This window comes from Chitinimonas lacunae, assembly GCF_042650885.1.
Taxonomy (GTDB): Bacteria; Pseudomonadota; Gammaproteobacteria; order Burkholderiales; family Chitinimonadaceae; genus Chitinimonas_A; species Chitinimonas_A lacunae.
This window is the reverse complement of record NZ_JBHSBU010000001.1, coordinates 1,035,029-1,048,837: the sequence shown is the minus strand read 5'-3', so window position 1 is coordinate 1,048,837 and position 13,809 is coordinate 1,035,029. Positions and strand designations below refer to the sequence as shown.

Below are 13,809 nucleotides of genomic sequence, written 5' to 3'. Positions count from 1 at the left end.
CGGCCTATCCTTCCGCTCTCAGGGTGAACCAACTTTCGAAAATGCCGCCTTCGATGCCATCGCCGCTCAGCATTTCGCTGCCGGGATAGAGCCAGGTCGGCGGCTGGGCCGGCTGGGCCGGGTCGCGCTTGGGCAGATGGTCGGCGTCAAGCGCGCAGAGCCGGCGGGTCCGTAGATGCTCGCCCCGGATAAAGTCGCCCATCACCAGTACCCGGAAATCGAGTGACTCGGTCTGGACGAACAGCCGGTCGACCGGGGTGCGAATCCGTACCGCCCGCGCCATGCCGCCCACCGGCACGGGGCGGAAGGCGCCACGGCTGTCGCAGTCCCGTTCGGTTTCGCCCGGCTGGATCATCTGCGAACTGAGCGCCACCTCGCACCAGCAGTGCACGATGCCGCCGGTCTCGATCTCGGGGCGGCGGATCAGCAGCCGGATGCTCTGTGGATGCAGGTCGATGGCCAGAATATTGGTGTCAAAGGTGATGATCAGCGACAGCTCGGTGACGGTGCTGCGCCGGATCGGCACCACGCCACCGTGCCGCCAGCTGATGTCGCAGATATGTGGCAGATCAGGATCAAGCGCCGGATCGCCCGGGTCGCCTTTATCGCCCTTGTCGCCTTTGTCACCTTTCTCGCCAGGCTCCCCTGGGTCGCCCGTGTCTCCCTTGTCTCCTTTGTCGCCCTTATCGCCTTTATCTCCCTTATCCCCCTTGCCGCCGCTGCCATCGCAGCGGCGCTCCAGCAGGCAGCGCACCGCCATGGCCAGATCGTTGACGCTGGGCAGTAAGGGGCGCCAGGTCAGATTGTCGAGACGGGCAATCCCGGCTGCGGCATCGGCGAGCGGGTCGCTCGGTGGCGAGGTCGGGTCTTCGATCCGTCGTCCCGGCCGATAGCCGGCGATGGTGGCGAGTACAAGGCAATCTGGGCTGACGCAGGCCGAACACGGATGGGGCGCCATTGCGTCGGCGCAGTCGGTGAAGGCGATGTCCACTACCGCCACGCCATCCTGATAAGCGACCCATAGGCGGTCGTCAGCCAGGGCCAGCATCCGTCCCCGCGGGCCGATGGCCAGCGGGGCCGACAGCAGCGGTGGCTTCTGCTCGAGCAGCCGGTGCAGGTCCACCGCCTGCACCAGGGCATTGCCGGCCGTGGGTTGCATCAGCACATAGAGGTAATGGCCGGCCTCGTCGGCATAAAGCGCAACAGGTGGCTCGATCAGATTGAGCTGACCGATGGTGCTGCCGTCGGTCTTGGCGAGCTTGAGCAGCCGGGTGCTGTGTTCGGTCCAGGCCAGCGCATCGGGCAGGGCGCTTTTGATGATGGCAAGTGCACTGATGTCGGCGCCGCTGGCCGCCAGCGTGGAGACGGTGGGCGGACTGGCGGCCGTATCCACGGCACGGAACGCCCCGCTGGCCGGTGCCAGATAAAGCGTCCGTCCGTCGCTGCCCAGTGTCCAGGCCGTGGTGGCAAAGGTGAGCGCAACGCTGTCGATCAGGCTCCATTGGTCGCCCGGATCGATGCCAAGCCGATAGAGCACGCTGGCGCTGCCTTTGACGACCAGCACGGCCAGCCGGTCGGGGGCGAGGGTCAGCAGGCGGATGCTGTCGGGGGCTTCGCTGCCGGGCAGGTCGAGGCTGTCGAGTTCGGCGCCCGAGAAGGCGGCCGGGGTGGTGGTGTCGAGCAGTGCCACCCGGGCGGGCTTGGTCGGGTCACCGCTGTCGAGGGCGACGGCCAGTCGCGTCCCGTCGGCCTGCACGGCCAGCGCGTGGACCATGGTGGCAAAGGTATGCGGCGCGACAGGGGCCTGGGTCGATAGCCGGTACTGCTGCAGCAGGGCGCTGCCGCTGCCGAGGTCGGCGCCGACATAGAGCCGATCGCTCGCGCTATGGGGCAAGGCGACGAAAGTGCCTGGTAGACCGACGGTGGATTGCCACTCGAGGGTCGGCGGCTGTGCCTGGCCCGGTGGGGTGGTCGGCAGTTCGGGGTCAACCCGGACATCGAGCGCATAGCTCTCCAGGATCCGGTTCGGCGCACAGCGTGTATCGTCGCAGCCGCACTCGTCGTAGAGCACCGGCACTTCCTCGGTCGGACACTCGCGGTAGCGCAGGCAGATCTGTAGCAGATGGTCCTGCTGGTCCGGCTCGTCGGCCAGCGCCAGTACCGCGGGGTAGTCGGCCAGATCGAGCGTTTCCTCTTCGGTCAGCAGAATCTCGTTGCCGCAGCAGTCGATGGCGCCGCCCGGTTTGACCACCAGATAGCGGTCGCGACAGGCCGGGTTGGGGTGGGCCGTCACTTCGAGGCCGCAGACCACCCCGCTGCCATGGAGCCGGCTGTGGTGGCGCTTGAACTTCTCCACCACATAAGCCTGTTCGACGTCGAAATCCGGCACATCCATCAGCTTGCCGAAGAAGTAATGGTTGCGCAGCGGCGGCTGGGTATCGCAACTTGGGCAGCTTTCGCCGCAACCGGCGCAGGGGCTATGCGTGGCGTGGTCCATATTCACCTCGTAGGCAGCTGTGGCCGGTGGCGCAGGCCATCGGCCGCTTGTTTATTGCAGGCTGGTATCCATCCCGATGCGGCGGTGGCCGACCCTGAGGCCAGCCCGTCCATCGGCGGCCTCGTCAAGTACCGTGCCCCGGCCCAGCGTCATGCCGTCGAGCTCGGTCGGGGCAGCCCGGTAGCCGATCACGGCATCGAGACCGAGCATGGCCTGGACCCCGATCCGGAAACGCGGCTCGACCGGCACCAGCCGGGTCTCGACATGGGCGGGCGTATCGGCGTGCAGCATCCGGCTGAGCGCGCGGGCGCGCTGGGGCGTGTTGATGCAGGCGGCCGGCACGAACACCGACAGCTTGTGGGCATAGACATGGAAGGGATCGCGCGCCGGGTCTTGCGACGTCTTGAGCTGGGTGACGCCGAGCTGCGCCTGGCCGGGCCGGCCGGCGGCCGGCGGGACGGCGCCCTGGATATAGAGATCGCTGACCCCGGCCTCGCCGTCGGTTTCGCTGCCGGCTGGTCGCGGACAACCGGGCTGGGGCGGCTTGGCCGCGCCGGCGCCAAGCTGGCTGCGATTGACGATGCGCTCGCCCCACAGCCGGGCATGGTCGGACAGGCGGGCATGGCCCAGCCACAGCCAACGCCGCAGCAGATGGTGTTCGAGCAGCAGACGCGGCGGCCGCCAGCGGTAGCGTTCAGCGATGGTCAGGCCGCACGGGACGCAGTCGGCCTGGGCTGGCTGATGGTCGCACCAGCGCTGTAGGCCCAGCAGCAGATACAAGGTATGCGTCAAGCCACGCGGGGTGCCGCGCCAGGCATAGGTGCGCGGCGCCTGCTTGAGGAATTCGCGTTGCCGCTCGAGCGGCCAGTTGCCGCTGAGCGTCACGCCGACCCAACTGGCCAGCCAGGACAGAAAATCGGCGCCGTCGCCGCTTGGGGCGGACAGCGGATCGAACCAGCCGGCCTGGCCGTCGATCTGCGCCTCGATCTGGCGGAAGGTGCGGTCGAACAGAGCGAGCCAGCGATCGGTGAATTCCGCACTGACCGGTTCGGCGCCGAAGGCCGCAGGCAGATAGCGGCGCCAGCTGATGCGCGGGAAGTCGATCCGCAGCGCCGTGAGCGCCGGGCTGTCGCCGCCCTGCCCATACATGCGCAGCCGCAGCCATAGATAGCGGCCGGGCGGGGCGCGCAGCAGGAAGTCGAGTCCGCTCAACCGCTCGGCCTGATCGGGCTCGCCATGGAGCGTCAGGACGGTGTACCAGTCGCGGCTGGCTACCAGCTCGTCGGGCGGCAGTTCGGTGTCGGCGGTCAGGACATCGAGTGCCAGCGTGGTATGCGGCGGCAATTCGGCATCAAGGACGATCCGGTCCCATACACAATCGGCGATCCCGCTATCGAGCGGCTGCGACCACCATTGGCCCTGGGTCGGGAACAGGACGGGCGGGAGGGCGGGCAGCGTGGCAAGCGGCTGGCCGTCGGGGCCGAACGGGTGCGCGGTGGAGCGGGGCGGCAGGCACAGACCGGCCAGATCGACCGAGCCGTCGGGGAAAACGGTCAGCGGCAAGGGGGCAAAGCGCTCGATCAACTCGTCCGGCCGGGTCGGTGAAGGGTAGCGGATGCGGCTGACCGGGTCGTAGTCGATCGGTTCGGCATGGCCGTCGCACTGGATCAGCAAGCGGCCATGCCGGTCGCGCGCGAGCGCCCAGACGGCGCCGAAGCCATCGTGACGCTCGATGACCCGACCCTCGGCGGCAAAACGCAGCAATACGCCGTTGAGTCGGTCCGCCACCCAGACGCTGCCATCGGGACCCGCTGCCAAGGCCACCGGCTCCCATTGCGCCAACTGCCCGGCCGGCGTGGTCAACGGTGCGCGCCATACCCCGCGTGCGGCGCCGTGGATGGCGTCGAGGAGGATGACCCGGCGTCCGAGCCGATCGGCCAGATAGAGCCGCTGACAGACCACGGCAATGGCGGCCTCCCCAAGCGGCAGGCGTGGGTCGTTGCGGCGAAAGCAGAAGGGCTCGTGGAAGACGCAGTCGCAAGGATCGAAGCGCAGCAGGCGGCGCGGCGTATAGAGCAGCACGGTGCGGCGGGCGCGGCCCGGTTCGGTCCAGGCCAGATGGCGCGGCAATACCAGTCCGCCGAAGCTGCCGCCAGGTTCATCGAAGCGTCGGCCCGACTCGGGCTGCGCCGGCAGCATCAAGGCGCCGTCCGTCTCGCGTGGCATCAGTGCCGCCGGCAAGGCCGCTTCGCCACGCCAGCCAAGCCGGCCATCGAGGGGCAGGGTATAGGGGTCGTGCGGGGGACGCGGTGGCGGCGGCAGATAAGCGGCAAACGAGGTCGGGCCGGCCGGGCTGGTGCTTGATGGCAGATGGCAGGGCTGGTTCATGGCTCGACCTCGTAATCAAGCCGCAGGTCGAGCGAATCGTCTTCGAGTCGCAGCAGTGCCGTGCCGTCCAGGCTGACGTTGCTGCAAGGCGGGTAGCTGACCCGATCCAGCTCGAACAGCAGATCGTCCACGCTGTTCACCCCAGGCAGCAGCAGCCGCTGCACCACGCGCGAATAGTGGATATCGCCGCCGAAGGGCCAGCCGCTGCCGTCGCGTGTCAGCGTGCAGTCCTCGCCGCCGATCAGCGGGTGGAAATAGCGCCGCAGCGTCAACAGCGCCGTTTGCTTGACCGCCGCCAGATCGGCATCGGCACTGACGGTCAGGGTGGCGCTCAGTCGCAACAGGCGGTAGCTCGGGGCGATCACATAAAGCTCGGTGGTGGCCAGCCGTCTGGCGTCGAGTTCGGCGCAGACCTGGCGCAGCAGTCCTTCGGTCGGCTGGGGGGCAGGATCGTCGAGCGGCCGCAGTGGGTCGCTTGCCTGCGGCACCACCAGCACGCTGACTGCACCCGGCACGGCGACCGCAGGAAAGGCCGGATGGTAGAGCGGCAGCGCCCGGGCGCGGGCCACGCCGCCGACCTTGATGGCGTGCAGCTCGAAATCCTCGCGCGTCACGGCCCGCTCGCGGCTCTTCAGCGCGCCGGCCGCCCGCAATCGGGCGGCATCGAGGCTCTCCTCGTCGGCGCCGCCATAGGCGGCAAACAGATTGCCCACCCGGGCGGCATCGATACCGGGCAGATGGCCACGCAAGGTATCGATGGCACCGGCCGCGACATTGCCGGCTGCCCCGCCGCCGACCCGGTAGCGCTGGGCCACGATATTGGCGACCCGCGACGGATTGGCCACCGGAATGCGGCCGGCGGTGCCGTTGAAGCGGATCTCGCCGGTACTGCGGTTGAGCACATAGTGCGGATCGTCACGGCCCGAGCCGAAGAAGTCGGCGACTTCGACCCAGGGCTTGGGCCCATCGCCCTCATCGACGGTGAGGGCCAGCGTGCCGGCCAGCACCGGCCGCTGCGCCAGCTGGAATACCTGATCGGGCAGACCATTGCTGCGGCCGACCACTTCGGCATCGACCGAGCTTGCCGCCAGGGCCGGTACGGTGTTGGTGCGCAGCGCCAGCAGGCGCGGCGCCTGCACATAGCCGCCAGCGGCGAGCCGGGCGCGCAGCCAGTAGCGCGGCTTGGGAAACTGGCCCAGCGTGGCTCGCTGCAAGCCGCCGCGCGGGGCGGCACCGATCAGGATATGGCCGCTGCGGGTAAAGGCGGCGGTTTCATCGCTCAGGGTGTCGAGCGGATACCAGTCCTTGCCGTTCCAGTATTCCCAGGCCAAGGTGGCGGGCGGCGCCCCGACCAGGGGACTGTCCACATAGAGCGGCGCGCGCTGGCGTGCCTGGCCTACCCATAGCGTCAGATCGATCGGGACAGACGGAAATTCGAGCGGCGAATCGAAGCCCAGCAGCAGGGCATTGCCCGTGCGCGCCGTGGCGCCGAAGGGCAGGAAGCCCGCTTGCAGTTCGGCGTTGGCCGGGCTGACATCGACGATCTGGCGGCCCTGGTCGACCTGGACCGCGTCAAGCCGGGCAGCCAGGGCAACCAGCGCGCGCTCGGTCTCGAAGATCACCGCCGGGCCGCCGTCGGGCGCCTCGGCCGAGACCTGGGTGTGCAAGGGCACGATCACGGTGGGCGAAGTAGCGCCCGGGAGGACCGGGAAGGTCAGCTCGGTCCGTGCCGGCCGCGCCGGCGTCAGCTCGACCCCGAGCAATTCGAGGAACTTGAGGTAATTGAGCTGCGGCACGCGGCCCAGCCGGGCGATCAGCAACTCGCTCATCCAGGCCATCAACTGCACCACGGCCATGCCGGGCTCGTTGTCGTTGACATCGGTCCATTCCGGCGTATAGCGCGGAATCCGGGTGCGGGCTTCGGCCACCAGGTCGGCAAAGCGCCTGTCGTCGATCACCGGGTATAAGTCCTTGAGAGGCATGGCCGCTAGCTCGATTCGTTGAGGTAGAAGGGATAGACCAGATTGGCCAGGGCGTTATTGGCGCGGATGCGATAGTTGATCCGCAAAAGCAGCAGGCTGGGCTCGGCCGGGTCTTCCTCGGCGCTGACGTCGAGCACGTCGATACGCGGCTCCCACGCCACCAGGGCGCGGCGCACGCTGTCGACCGCCCGGGTCCGGGTGGCCGGGCCGTTGGGGGCAAACAGGCTGTCGTGCACGGCACAGCCGAACTGCGGCAGCATCAGCCGCTCGCCCAGCCGGGTGGCCAGGATCAGATAGATCGATTCCTCGATCCGCTGCTCGGCCCGGGCCCAGGCCAGCTTGCCGCGTGCCGTGACCCCGAACGGGAAGGCGAAACCGGCGCCCAGGAAATCGCTTGCCATCATCCCCCCAGCCCGTCGGCGATCAGTTGCAGGGTCTTGACCAGGTCGTCGAGCGTGGTCACCACCTCGGTCATCGCTTCAAGGCTCTCGCCAGGTGCCAGCGCCGGGGTCTTGATCGGCGAGACGCCGGCCATGCCGAGGAATGGTTCGGCCAGCGACAGCAGCACCAGTACCGGATCGATGGCCGACATCATGTGCTGGGCCGAAGCCTGGGCGTTGCCCTGGGCACATTCGAGTGCAGCCAGCAGTTCGGTATTGCCGTTCTGGCGCGCCGAGCTGATCTGCAAGGACAGCCCGCCCATCACGGCCAGAATGCTCTTGAGCTGGCCGGTGATGCATTTGAGCAGCTTGATGATCAGCAGCAGGATGTCGCGCACGAACGGAATCATGGCGGCGGGTGTAGGCAGCAGCAGACAGGGCGCCAGTTCGGCCGCCGCCTTGGCGAACTCCCCCACGGCCTCGACCGGCGGCGCCGGGGGCACCTTGGTCAGCCCGGTCACGATGTCGATCAGGGGCTTGACCAGCTTGAGCAGCTTGATCAGGCATTCGGTGCTGCTCAGCAGTGACATCAGTGGCATCACCAGCGAGAAATTGAGCGAGCAGTCGTCGGGAATGCCGCGGGTGACATCGACCATCCCTTGCATCGTGCCGCCACCGGGCAGATGGATGGTCGATCGGCCGGTGCGCGGCAGGCTCAGGCAGGCCGGCTGGCTGAGCAGCTCACGCAGGCCGTCGGGAAGCGGAATATCGATCGGGGTATCCATCGGGCCTCCTAGATCGGTCCGCCGAGCGGGCGTACCAGCCGGTTCTGGATGGTGACATCGCCACTGGCATGGATGCTGAGCCGGCCGACTGCTTCGATCCGCATCGAGCCGTTGGTCAGCACGATGGTGTTGCCGTGGGCGTCTTCGATGATCAGCGAGCCCAGATTGCCTGAGGCCGGGGTCGAATCGAGAAAGCGGATCGAATGGCCGTTGACCGAGCGGATCATGCGCTGGCGCGGGTCGTCCGACGGCGGCCGCTGCTGCGGATTCCACAGAAAACCGATGACGTAGGGGTGGTCCCACATGCCCTGCTCGAAGGCGATGATCACCTCGTCGGCGATCTCGGGCATAAAGAACATCCCGCGATCATGGCCGGCCATCGGCGCGGCAACGGGAATCCAGCGCTGTTCCGGACCGCTGAGCCAGGGGTAGTTGACCTGGATGCGGCCCAGGCTCTCCGGGTCGTCGACATTGATGACCTTGCCGATGACGATGCCGGCGCTGCGTTCATGGCTCATGCCTACGCTCCCGTCAGTCGTTCGCCGCTATCGGGGTCTTCGCGGCGGGCGGTGAATTTAGTGAGATAGCCCGAATGGCTGAAGTTGTGGATCGATTCGGTGACGAAATACTCGCCCGACAAACGCCCGCCGATACCCTCGATCCGCACCCGCGAGCCGGCCCGCAACTGGGGCAGTCCGACCACGCTGGCCTGGACCTTGACCAGCTCCTGGGCGTGGCCGAGCAGGATATCGCGCGCCAGCGCCTGGGCTTCGGCCCGGGTGGCCACCGGGCGGGTGACGATCCGTTCTTCGCGCGGATCGCAGTTGCGCACGACTTCCGATAGGGACGGGTTGAGCTGGCGCACGCGCGGGTCGTCCCAATCGGCCGACTCCTCGATCGGCCGCTGGGCGGCCCGGTCCCAGCCGCGCACGGTGACCTTGCGCACCTGGTTGGCGGTGGTCAGGGTGGCCTTGAGCTCGATCAGACCGGCGCCCCAGCGCAGCAGATAGGGCGTCGGGCCGTTGCGCTCGGACGGGCCGAAATACAGATAGTCGTGGCCGGCCTCGTCGCGGCGGATCTCGATCACATAGCCGCGAATCCGGGCGCGTCGCCACAGGAAGTCGATGTCGTATTCGTTCTTCTGTCCGACGAACACCAGGGTGGGCTCGCTGCCCTGGGCATTGGAGTTGATCTGCACCGGCATCGGGATACGGCGGGCATCCTGCCCGGCATTGCGCCACTCGGGGTCGGTCAGGCCGTCGAAGCTGCGGGCGATTTCGCTGTCGGTCTTCTGTTGCCAATGACCGTCGTATTTCTTGCGGCGCAGCCGGTGCAGCACATTGAGCGCCCGCACCGCCAGGGTATGCGGGCCGTTGCTTGAGAAGGTCGGCTCCATGGTGGTGAAGTGGCCGCTCATCATTTCACTGAGTTCGCCGCCATAGCCGAGCTTGAGCCTGACTACCTTGCTGCACGGCTCGAACAGGGTTTCGAGTTCGCTGCGTGGCCCGTCGGGCGCTTCGGAGCCGATGTACTTATGGCGGCGCTGACTGCTGTCCCAGTTGGCCACGGTCAGCTCGAAGCCGTCGATCTGGTCGATATGGTCGTGGTAGTTGAGGTCTACCACATCGCGCAGCACCCGGTGGTCGAGCGAGACGCCGTCGATGGTCAGCTCAAAGCGCGGGATCCGGAAGCCGCCCGCCTGCACTGAGGTCTGTTCTAGGGTCTGGAAGTCGATATCGGTCATGGCGGTCAGCGGATCGAGGGCACGGTGAGCGACATGCCGGCCACCAGCCGGCGCGGGTCTTCGATACGGTTGGCATCGGCAATCCGGCGCCATTCGGCCGGACCGCCGTAGTAGCGGGTGGCCAGCGCCGTCAGCGTCTCGCCCTGTTGCAGCACATGGCGATGGCTGCGATCGGGCGAACTCAGATTGAGCTGGCGCAACTGCTCCTCGAGCGGCCGCCATTCGCGCAGCACCAGATTGACCGTGGCGCGCAGCGGCACGCCTTCGGGGCTGAACAGGGTAAAGCGGCTGCGCACGCTCTCGGCCACCCCGGTGAAGCTGTTGCGGCGCTGGTTGCCCCAGGCACTGTCGAGCGCATTGCCGAAGAACTGGTCGTGCCAGATAAAGGTGACGACCGGCGGGGCATGGAGCTCGGGGATGATCTTGACCAGTTGGTAATACTTGTCGGTCTCGCGCGTGACCGAGGTGGCGCCGAGCCCCATGCCGGCGTCGGTGGTATCGCAGAAGATCTCCAGCGACAGCTTCTCGGCATTGCCGCGGACAAACTGCTGGAGCGGGGCATCGAGCCCGGGCAGGGCGATTTCGGCCAGCTGGGTCTGCTTCTCGAATTGCAGCTCGGTCGGGTTGTACTGGATGTCGTAGATATCGAGCCGATCGGGCGCCGTATCCACCATCAGCATGCCTTTGGCCGGGATGGTCATCGTTCGCCTCCCTGATCTATCCAGTCGAGATAACCGTTGGCGGTCGAGCGCTCACGCCGGATCTGCTCGTGATGGGCCAGCATGGCCTCCACGGCCGGCAGCACGGCTTCGATGATGCTGCGCAGGGTCTCGGCCGACAGGCCGCCTGCGCCGTCTACGGTGCGTATCCGGCTGACCACCCGGTCGATGATGACTTGCTGGCTCAAAACAGGCTCCCGATGGCGTTCGCCGCCTCGCCGACGGCAGCGGCCAATTGGGCGGCGCCTGCCATTTGATAGAGGCCTTCGTGGGCGATGGTGATCGATTCGATGGCGACCTGGTTCTGCTGGGCATTGAGCTGCGGTCCGGCGTAGCGGATCGGCAGACCGCGGCGGAAGCCCCATACCACCCGTGGCTTGTGTTCGGCGTCGCACAGGGTGATCAGACCGTCCTTGCGCTTGCCGGCGCCTTGGGTGAAGGCGTAGAACCAGTCGAACAATTCGGTACTGCGGCCGATCCCGCGCCGCAGGGTCAGGTCGGCCGGGCGGATATGCTTGGGAAAGCGCAGCACCGTGCCGTTGAGGCCGCCTTCGCGGTAGTCCTCGGTCTCCATGCTCATATCGAGTCCGCTGCATTCGCTGAAACCGGCCACGGGGCCGGGCGTCAACGGCGACAGGGCGATCCGGCTGACGGCCGCGCCGGTCGAGGCGGTCGAGTCATACAGACTGATCAGGAAGTTGTAGCCAAGCAGCGGGTCGAGTCGGGTATCGATACTCATGGCAGCAAAGCCTCATCCTGGGCCAGCGTCACCACTGGCAGATTGTCCTGGCGGCCCACGCGCAGCACGATGAATTCGGCCGGCGCCACCGGGGCGATGCCGACCAGGGCGATCAGCCGGCCGTCGCGCCCATCGCCCTCGCTGCGCACGAAGAACGACTCGGCGGGCGTGGCGCCGGCAAAGGCGCCGCGCTCGTGAAACAGCGTCAGGATGGCGGTAAGCGTGCTGACCACCGCATCGCGGGTGGTCAGCGCGGCCGGCTCGAACACCGCCCAGCGCAGCGCCACTGCAAAGGCCCGTTTGAGCGCCAGCACCATGCGCACGGTATTCACATAGCGCCACTCGGGTTCATCGCTGACCGTGCGCGCTCCCAACAGCAACGGTTCGCGCCCGGTCGGTGCCCGCAGCACATTGACGCCGGCCTGATTGAGCTGGCCGTGCTGCACGGCGTCGGCTTCGATCCGCAGATCGACCACCCCGGACAGCGGCAGATTGGCCGGTGCCCGCATCACGCCGCGTGACAGATCGGTACGGGCGATGGCACCGGCGATATGGCCGCACGGGGGAATCCAGCGCACCCGTCCGCCCTGGCCGGCAATGGCCAACCAGGGCGAATAGAGGGCAGCCTGGCGGGCTGCCTGATGCTCGGTCAGCAGACCGCGCCATTCGATGGCGGCGCGTGGGCCCTGGCGCGGATCGGTCGCCCGTTCATAGGGCAGCGACAGCAGGGCAAAGCGGTCGCCGCGTGCTTCGCAATCGACGATCAGGGCAGTCTGGACGCGCAGCACGGCCGCTTCGTCGAAGCTGGGCGGCAGCTCGCCCGGGGGCAGCGGTTGATGGGGGCGGCGCACGGGCTCGGGGGGCGGGCAGGGGCGGCACGATGGGGACGGTGGGGCTGGCGGGGCCAGATAGACCGGTTCCTGCTCGGGGCGGATCAGGATATCGGGGATGGCCAGCAGCGAAATCTCATCGATATGGCTGAGCGCCTGCAAGCCGCGCAGCGCACGCAGCCGCACCAGGTCGCCGTCGAGCGGGGAGCACGGCGCGCCGATAAAGTCGTCCGGCCCCAGCGCCGCCAGGCCATCGGCACCGCCCGTGAGCCAGAGCGGCCCATCGGCGTCGGGCTCGACCGGCAGCGACGGTCCGCTGCCCAGCACTTCGACCTGGATCAGCGAGGGCGCTGCCTGATTGCCATCGCTATTGGGCGGCATGCGCAGCAAGGCCAGCGGTGAGGGGTAGGGCGGACGCAGCAGCGTGCCGATATGGCGCGGATGCTGGGGAGCCGGGTGCAGGTCGCGGTACTGGGCGATAAAGCGGCCGTTGCGCCACAGCGCCAGGGCATAGGCGACCCGCTCGACCAGCAGTGGACGGGCCGGGTCGTGGCCATGCCAGGAGGTCTGACCGGGGTCGCGGCGCAGCGGGTCGGGATGGACCCAGTAAAGGGTGTGGCTGCCGGGGTCGAGCTGGACCAGGACCCGATAGGCGGCGGGACGGCCGGGCTGGCTCAAGCGCACCAGCTCGCCCACCGCAAAACCGGCCGTGCTGGCCAGCACCACGGCACCCGGCTCGACCTGGCGGGCGGCCTGGGTCTGTGGCCGCTCGCGCCGGATGGCGATACTGAGTCCGTTGCCCCAACTGCCGGGCGAGCTGGCGGCGATGCGCCAGCACGGACGGCCAGCGGTATCGTGGATCAGCCGGGCAGCGCGGCAGGCTCCGCCCGCTGCCTCGAAGGCCAGGTCGCCGTCGGCGCCGAACTGGCGCGCCGCCACCCGGACCACCCAGGCCCGCCGGCCGCCATTGTCGAAAAAGCCGCGCAGGGCATGGGCCAGATAGGCACTCGACAGGGGCTCACCGAAATGCGCCTGGAACTGCCGCCACGATTCCACCGGCAGCGGCGTGTCGAGCGGTCCGCGCTCGGCCAGGCCGACAAAGCCGGTGATATCGGTGCGCAGCACGATGGGCTCGACGCTGGCTGCGTCGGTGCGTTCGATGCTGACGCCGGGCGTTGCGTAGCGCATACGGTCCTCCCTGTCTTAGCTCGACGGCTCGAGTTCGAGCATCAAGCCTTCATGGCACAGCTCCATCGATTCGATGGCGACCTGATTGCCGGTGGCGTTGAGGCCCGGGCCTTCGATCTTGTTGATCCAGGCGTTTTCGAAGTTCCAGCGCATCACATCGCGATGGGCTTCGTTCATCAGCACCACGCTGCCGCTGCGGCGGTCGGGGATGCCGTTGGCGATGCGCTGGTACCAGAGCCACAGCGTGTTGTCCTGCACATAGCCGCGCTTGAAGCTCAGATTGGTGTATTTGCGCAGCCCGACCAGCTTGCGCACGGCATTGGTCGGGTCCTTGCCTTCGCGGTAATCGACCGGATCGCCGTCGGCGGTCAGACCGCCCACCTCGCTGAACGAGGCCACGGTCAGGCCGTCGATTTCGACACGGAAGTTAAATCCCCGGAACGGGTCGATGCGGACATCGGTGGTCATCGCGGTTCTCCTCGACAGGACTGGACGCCTGGGTTTGAATAAATATTTGCGCCAGAGCAGTGCTATATGTATGGCGGTCTATTTATTTA

Annotated in this window: 12 protein-coding genes; all 12 read right to left on the bottom strand. The window is 67.7% G+C overall.

Going from position 1 to position 13,809, the window contains the following annotated elements; genetic code table 11:
- Positions 1-4: 4 nt before the first annotated feature.
- The 12 genes from ACFOW7_RS04615 to ACFOW7_RS04560 are packed head-to-tail and all read right to left on the bottom strand — an operon-like array spanning position 5 to position 13,720.
- A complete protein-coding gene (locus tag ACFOW7_RS04615; RefSeq protein WP_378161538.1) occupies positions 5-2,497 on the bottom strand; it encodes a YncE family protein in 2,493 nt (830 codons plus the stop codon).
- Positions 2,498-2,548: 51 nt separating this feature from the next.
- Positions 2,549-4,885, bottom strand: coding sequence for a phage tail protein (locus ACFOW7_RS04610; protein WP_378161536.1), 2,337 nt, complete (start codon positions 4,883-4,885; stop codon positions 2,549-2,551).
- Positions 4,882-6,843 (bottom strand): putative baseplate assembly protein, encoded by a 1,962-nt coding sequence (locus ACFOW7_RS04605; RefSeq protein WP_378161534.1) that lies wholly within the window; start codon positions 6,841-6,843, stop codon positions 4,882-4,884. The genes ACFOW7_RS04610 and ACFOW7_RS04605 overlap by 4 nt, the downstream gene beginning before the upstream one ends.
- A 29-nt stretch (positions 6,844-6,872) precedes the next feature.
- Positions 6,873-7,268, bottom strand: coding sequence for a GPW/gp25 family protein (locus ACFOW7_RS04600; RefSeq protein WP_378161532.1), 396 nt, complete (start codon positions 7,266-7,268; stop codon positions 6,873-6,875).
- Positions 7,268-8,032, bottom strand: a complete 765-nt coding sequence (locus ACFOW7_RS04595; RefSeq protein ID WP_378161530.1) for a hypothetical protein — start codon at positions 8,030-8,032, stop codon at positions 7,268-7,270. The genes ACFOW7_RS04600 and ACFOW7_RS04595 overlap by 1 nt, the downstream gene beginning before the upstream one ends.
- 8 nt (positions 8,033-8,040) lie before the next feature.
- Positions 8,041-8,550 carry a phage baseplate assembly protein V gene (locus ACFOW7_RS04590; RefSeq protein WP_378161528.1) on the bottom strand — a complete coding sequence of 170 codons (510 nt, stop codon included), beginning with the start codon at positions 8,548-8,550 and terminating at the stop codon, positions 8,041-8,043.
- Positions 8,551-8,552: 2 nt separating this feature from the next.
- Positions 8,553-9,776: a phage late control D family protein gene (locus ACFOW7_RS04585; RefSeq protein WP_378161525.1), complete on the bottom strand. Its 1,224-nt coding sequence runs from the start codon at positions 9,774-9,776 to the stop codon at positions 8,553-8,555.
- Between the two features lie 5 nt (positions 9,777-9,781).
- Positions 9,782-10,477, bottom strand: coding sequence for a CIS tube protein (locus ACFOW7_RS04580; RefSeq protein ID WP_378161523.1), 696 nt, complete (start codon positions 10,475-10,477; stop codon positions 9,782-9,784).
- Positions 10,474-10,683 (bottom strand): hypothetical protein, encoded by a 210-nt coding sequence (locus ACFOW7_RS04575; RefSeq protein ID WP_378161521.1) that lies wholly within the window; start codon positions 10,681-10,683, stop codon positions 10,474-10,476. Before ACFOW7_RS04575 ends, ACFOW7_RS04580 begins: the two co-directional genes overlap by 4 nt.
- The gene (locus ACFOW7_RS04570) at positions 10,680-11,234 is read right to left on the bottom strand and encodes a phage tail protein (RefSeq protein WP_378161519.1); all 555 of its coding nucleotides are present in this window, start codon (positions 11,232-11,234) and stop codon (positions 10,680-10,682) included. The genes ACFOW7_RS04575 and ACFOW7_RS04570 overlap by 4 nt, the downstream gene beginning before the upstream one ends.
- Positions 11,231-13,252 (bottom strand): phage tail sheath family protein, encoded by a 2,022-nt coding sequence (locus ACFOW7_RS04565; RefSeq protein WP_378161517.1) that lies wholly within the window; start codon positions 13,250-13,252, stop codon positions 11,231-11,233. The genes ACFOW7_RS04570 and ACFOW7_RS04565 overlap by 4 nt, the downstream gene beginning before the upstream one ends.
- Before the next feature lie 15 nt (positions 13,253-13,267).
- On the bottom strand, positions 13,268-13,720 hold the full coding sequence (locus tag ACFOW7_RS04560; protein ID WP_378161515.1) for a phage tail protein: 453 nt from the start codon (positions 13,718-13,720) through the stop codon (positions 13,268-13,270).
- Between the last annotated feature and the right edge of the window lie 89 nt (positions 13,721-13,809).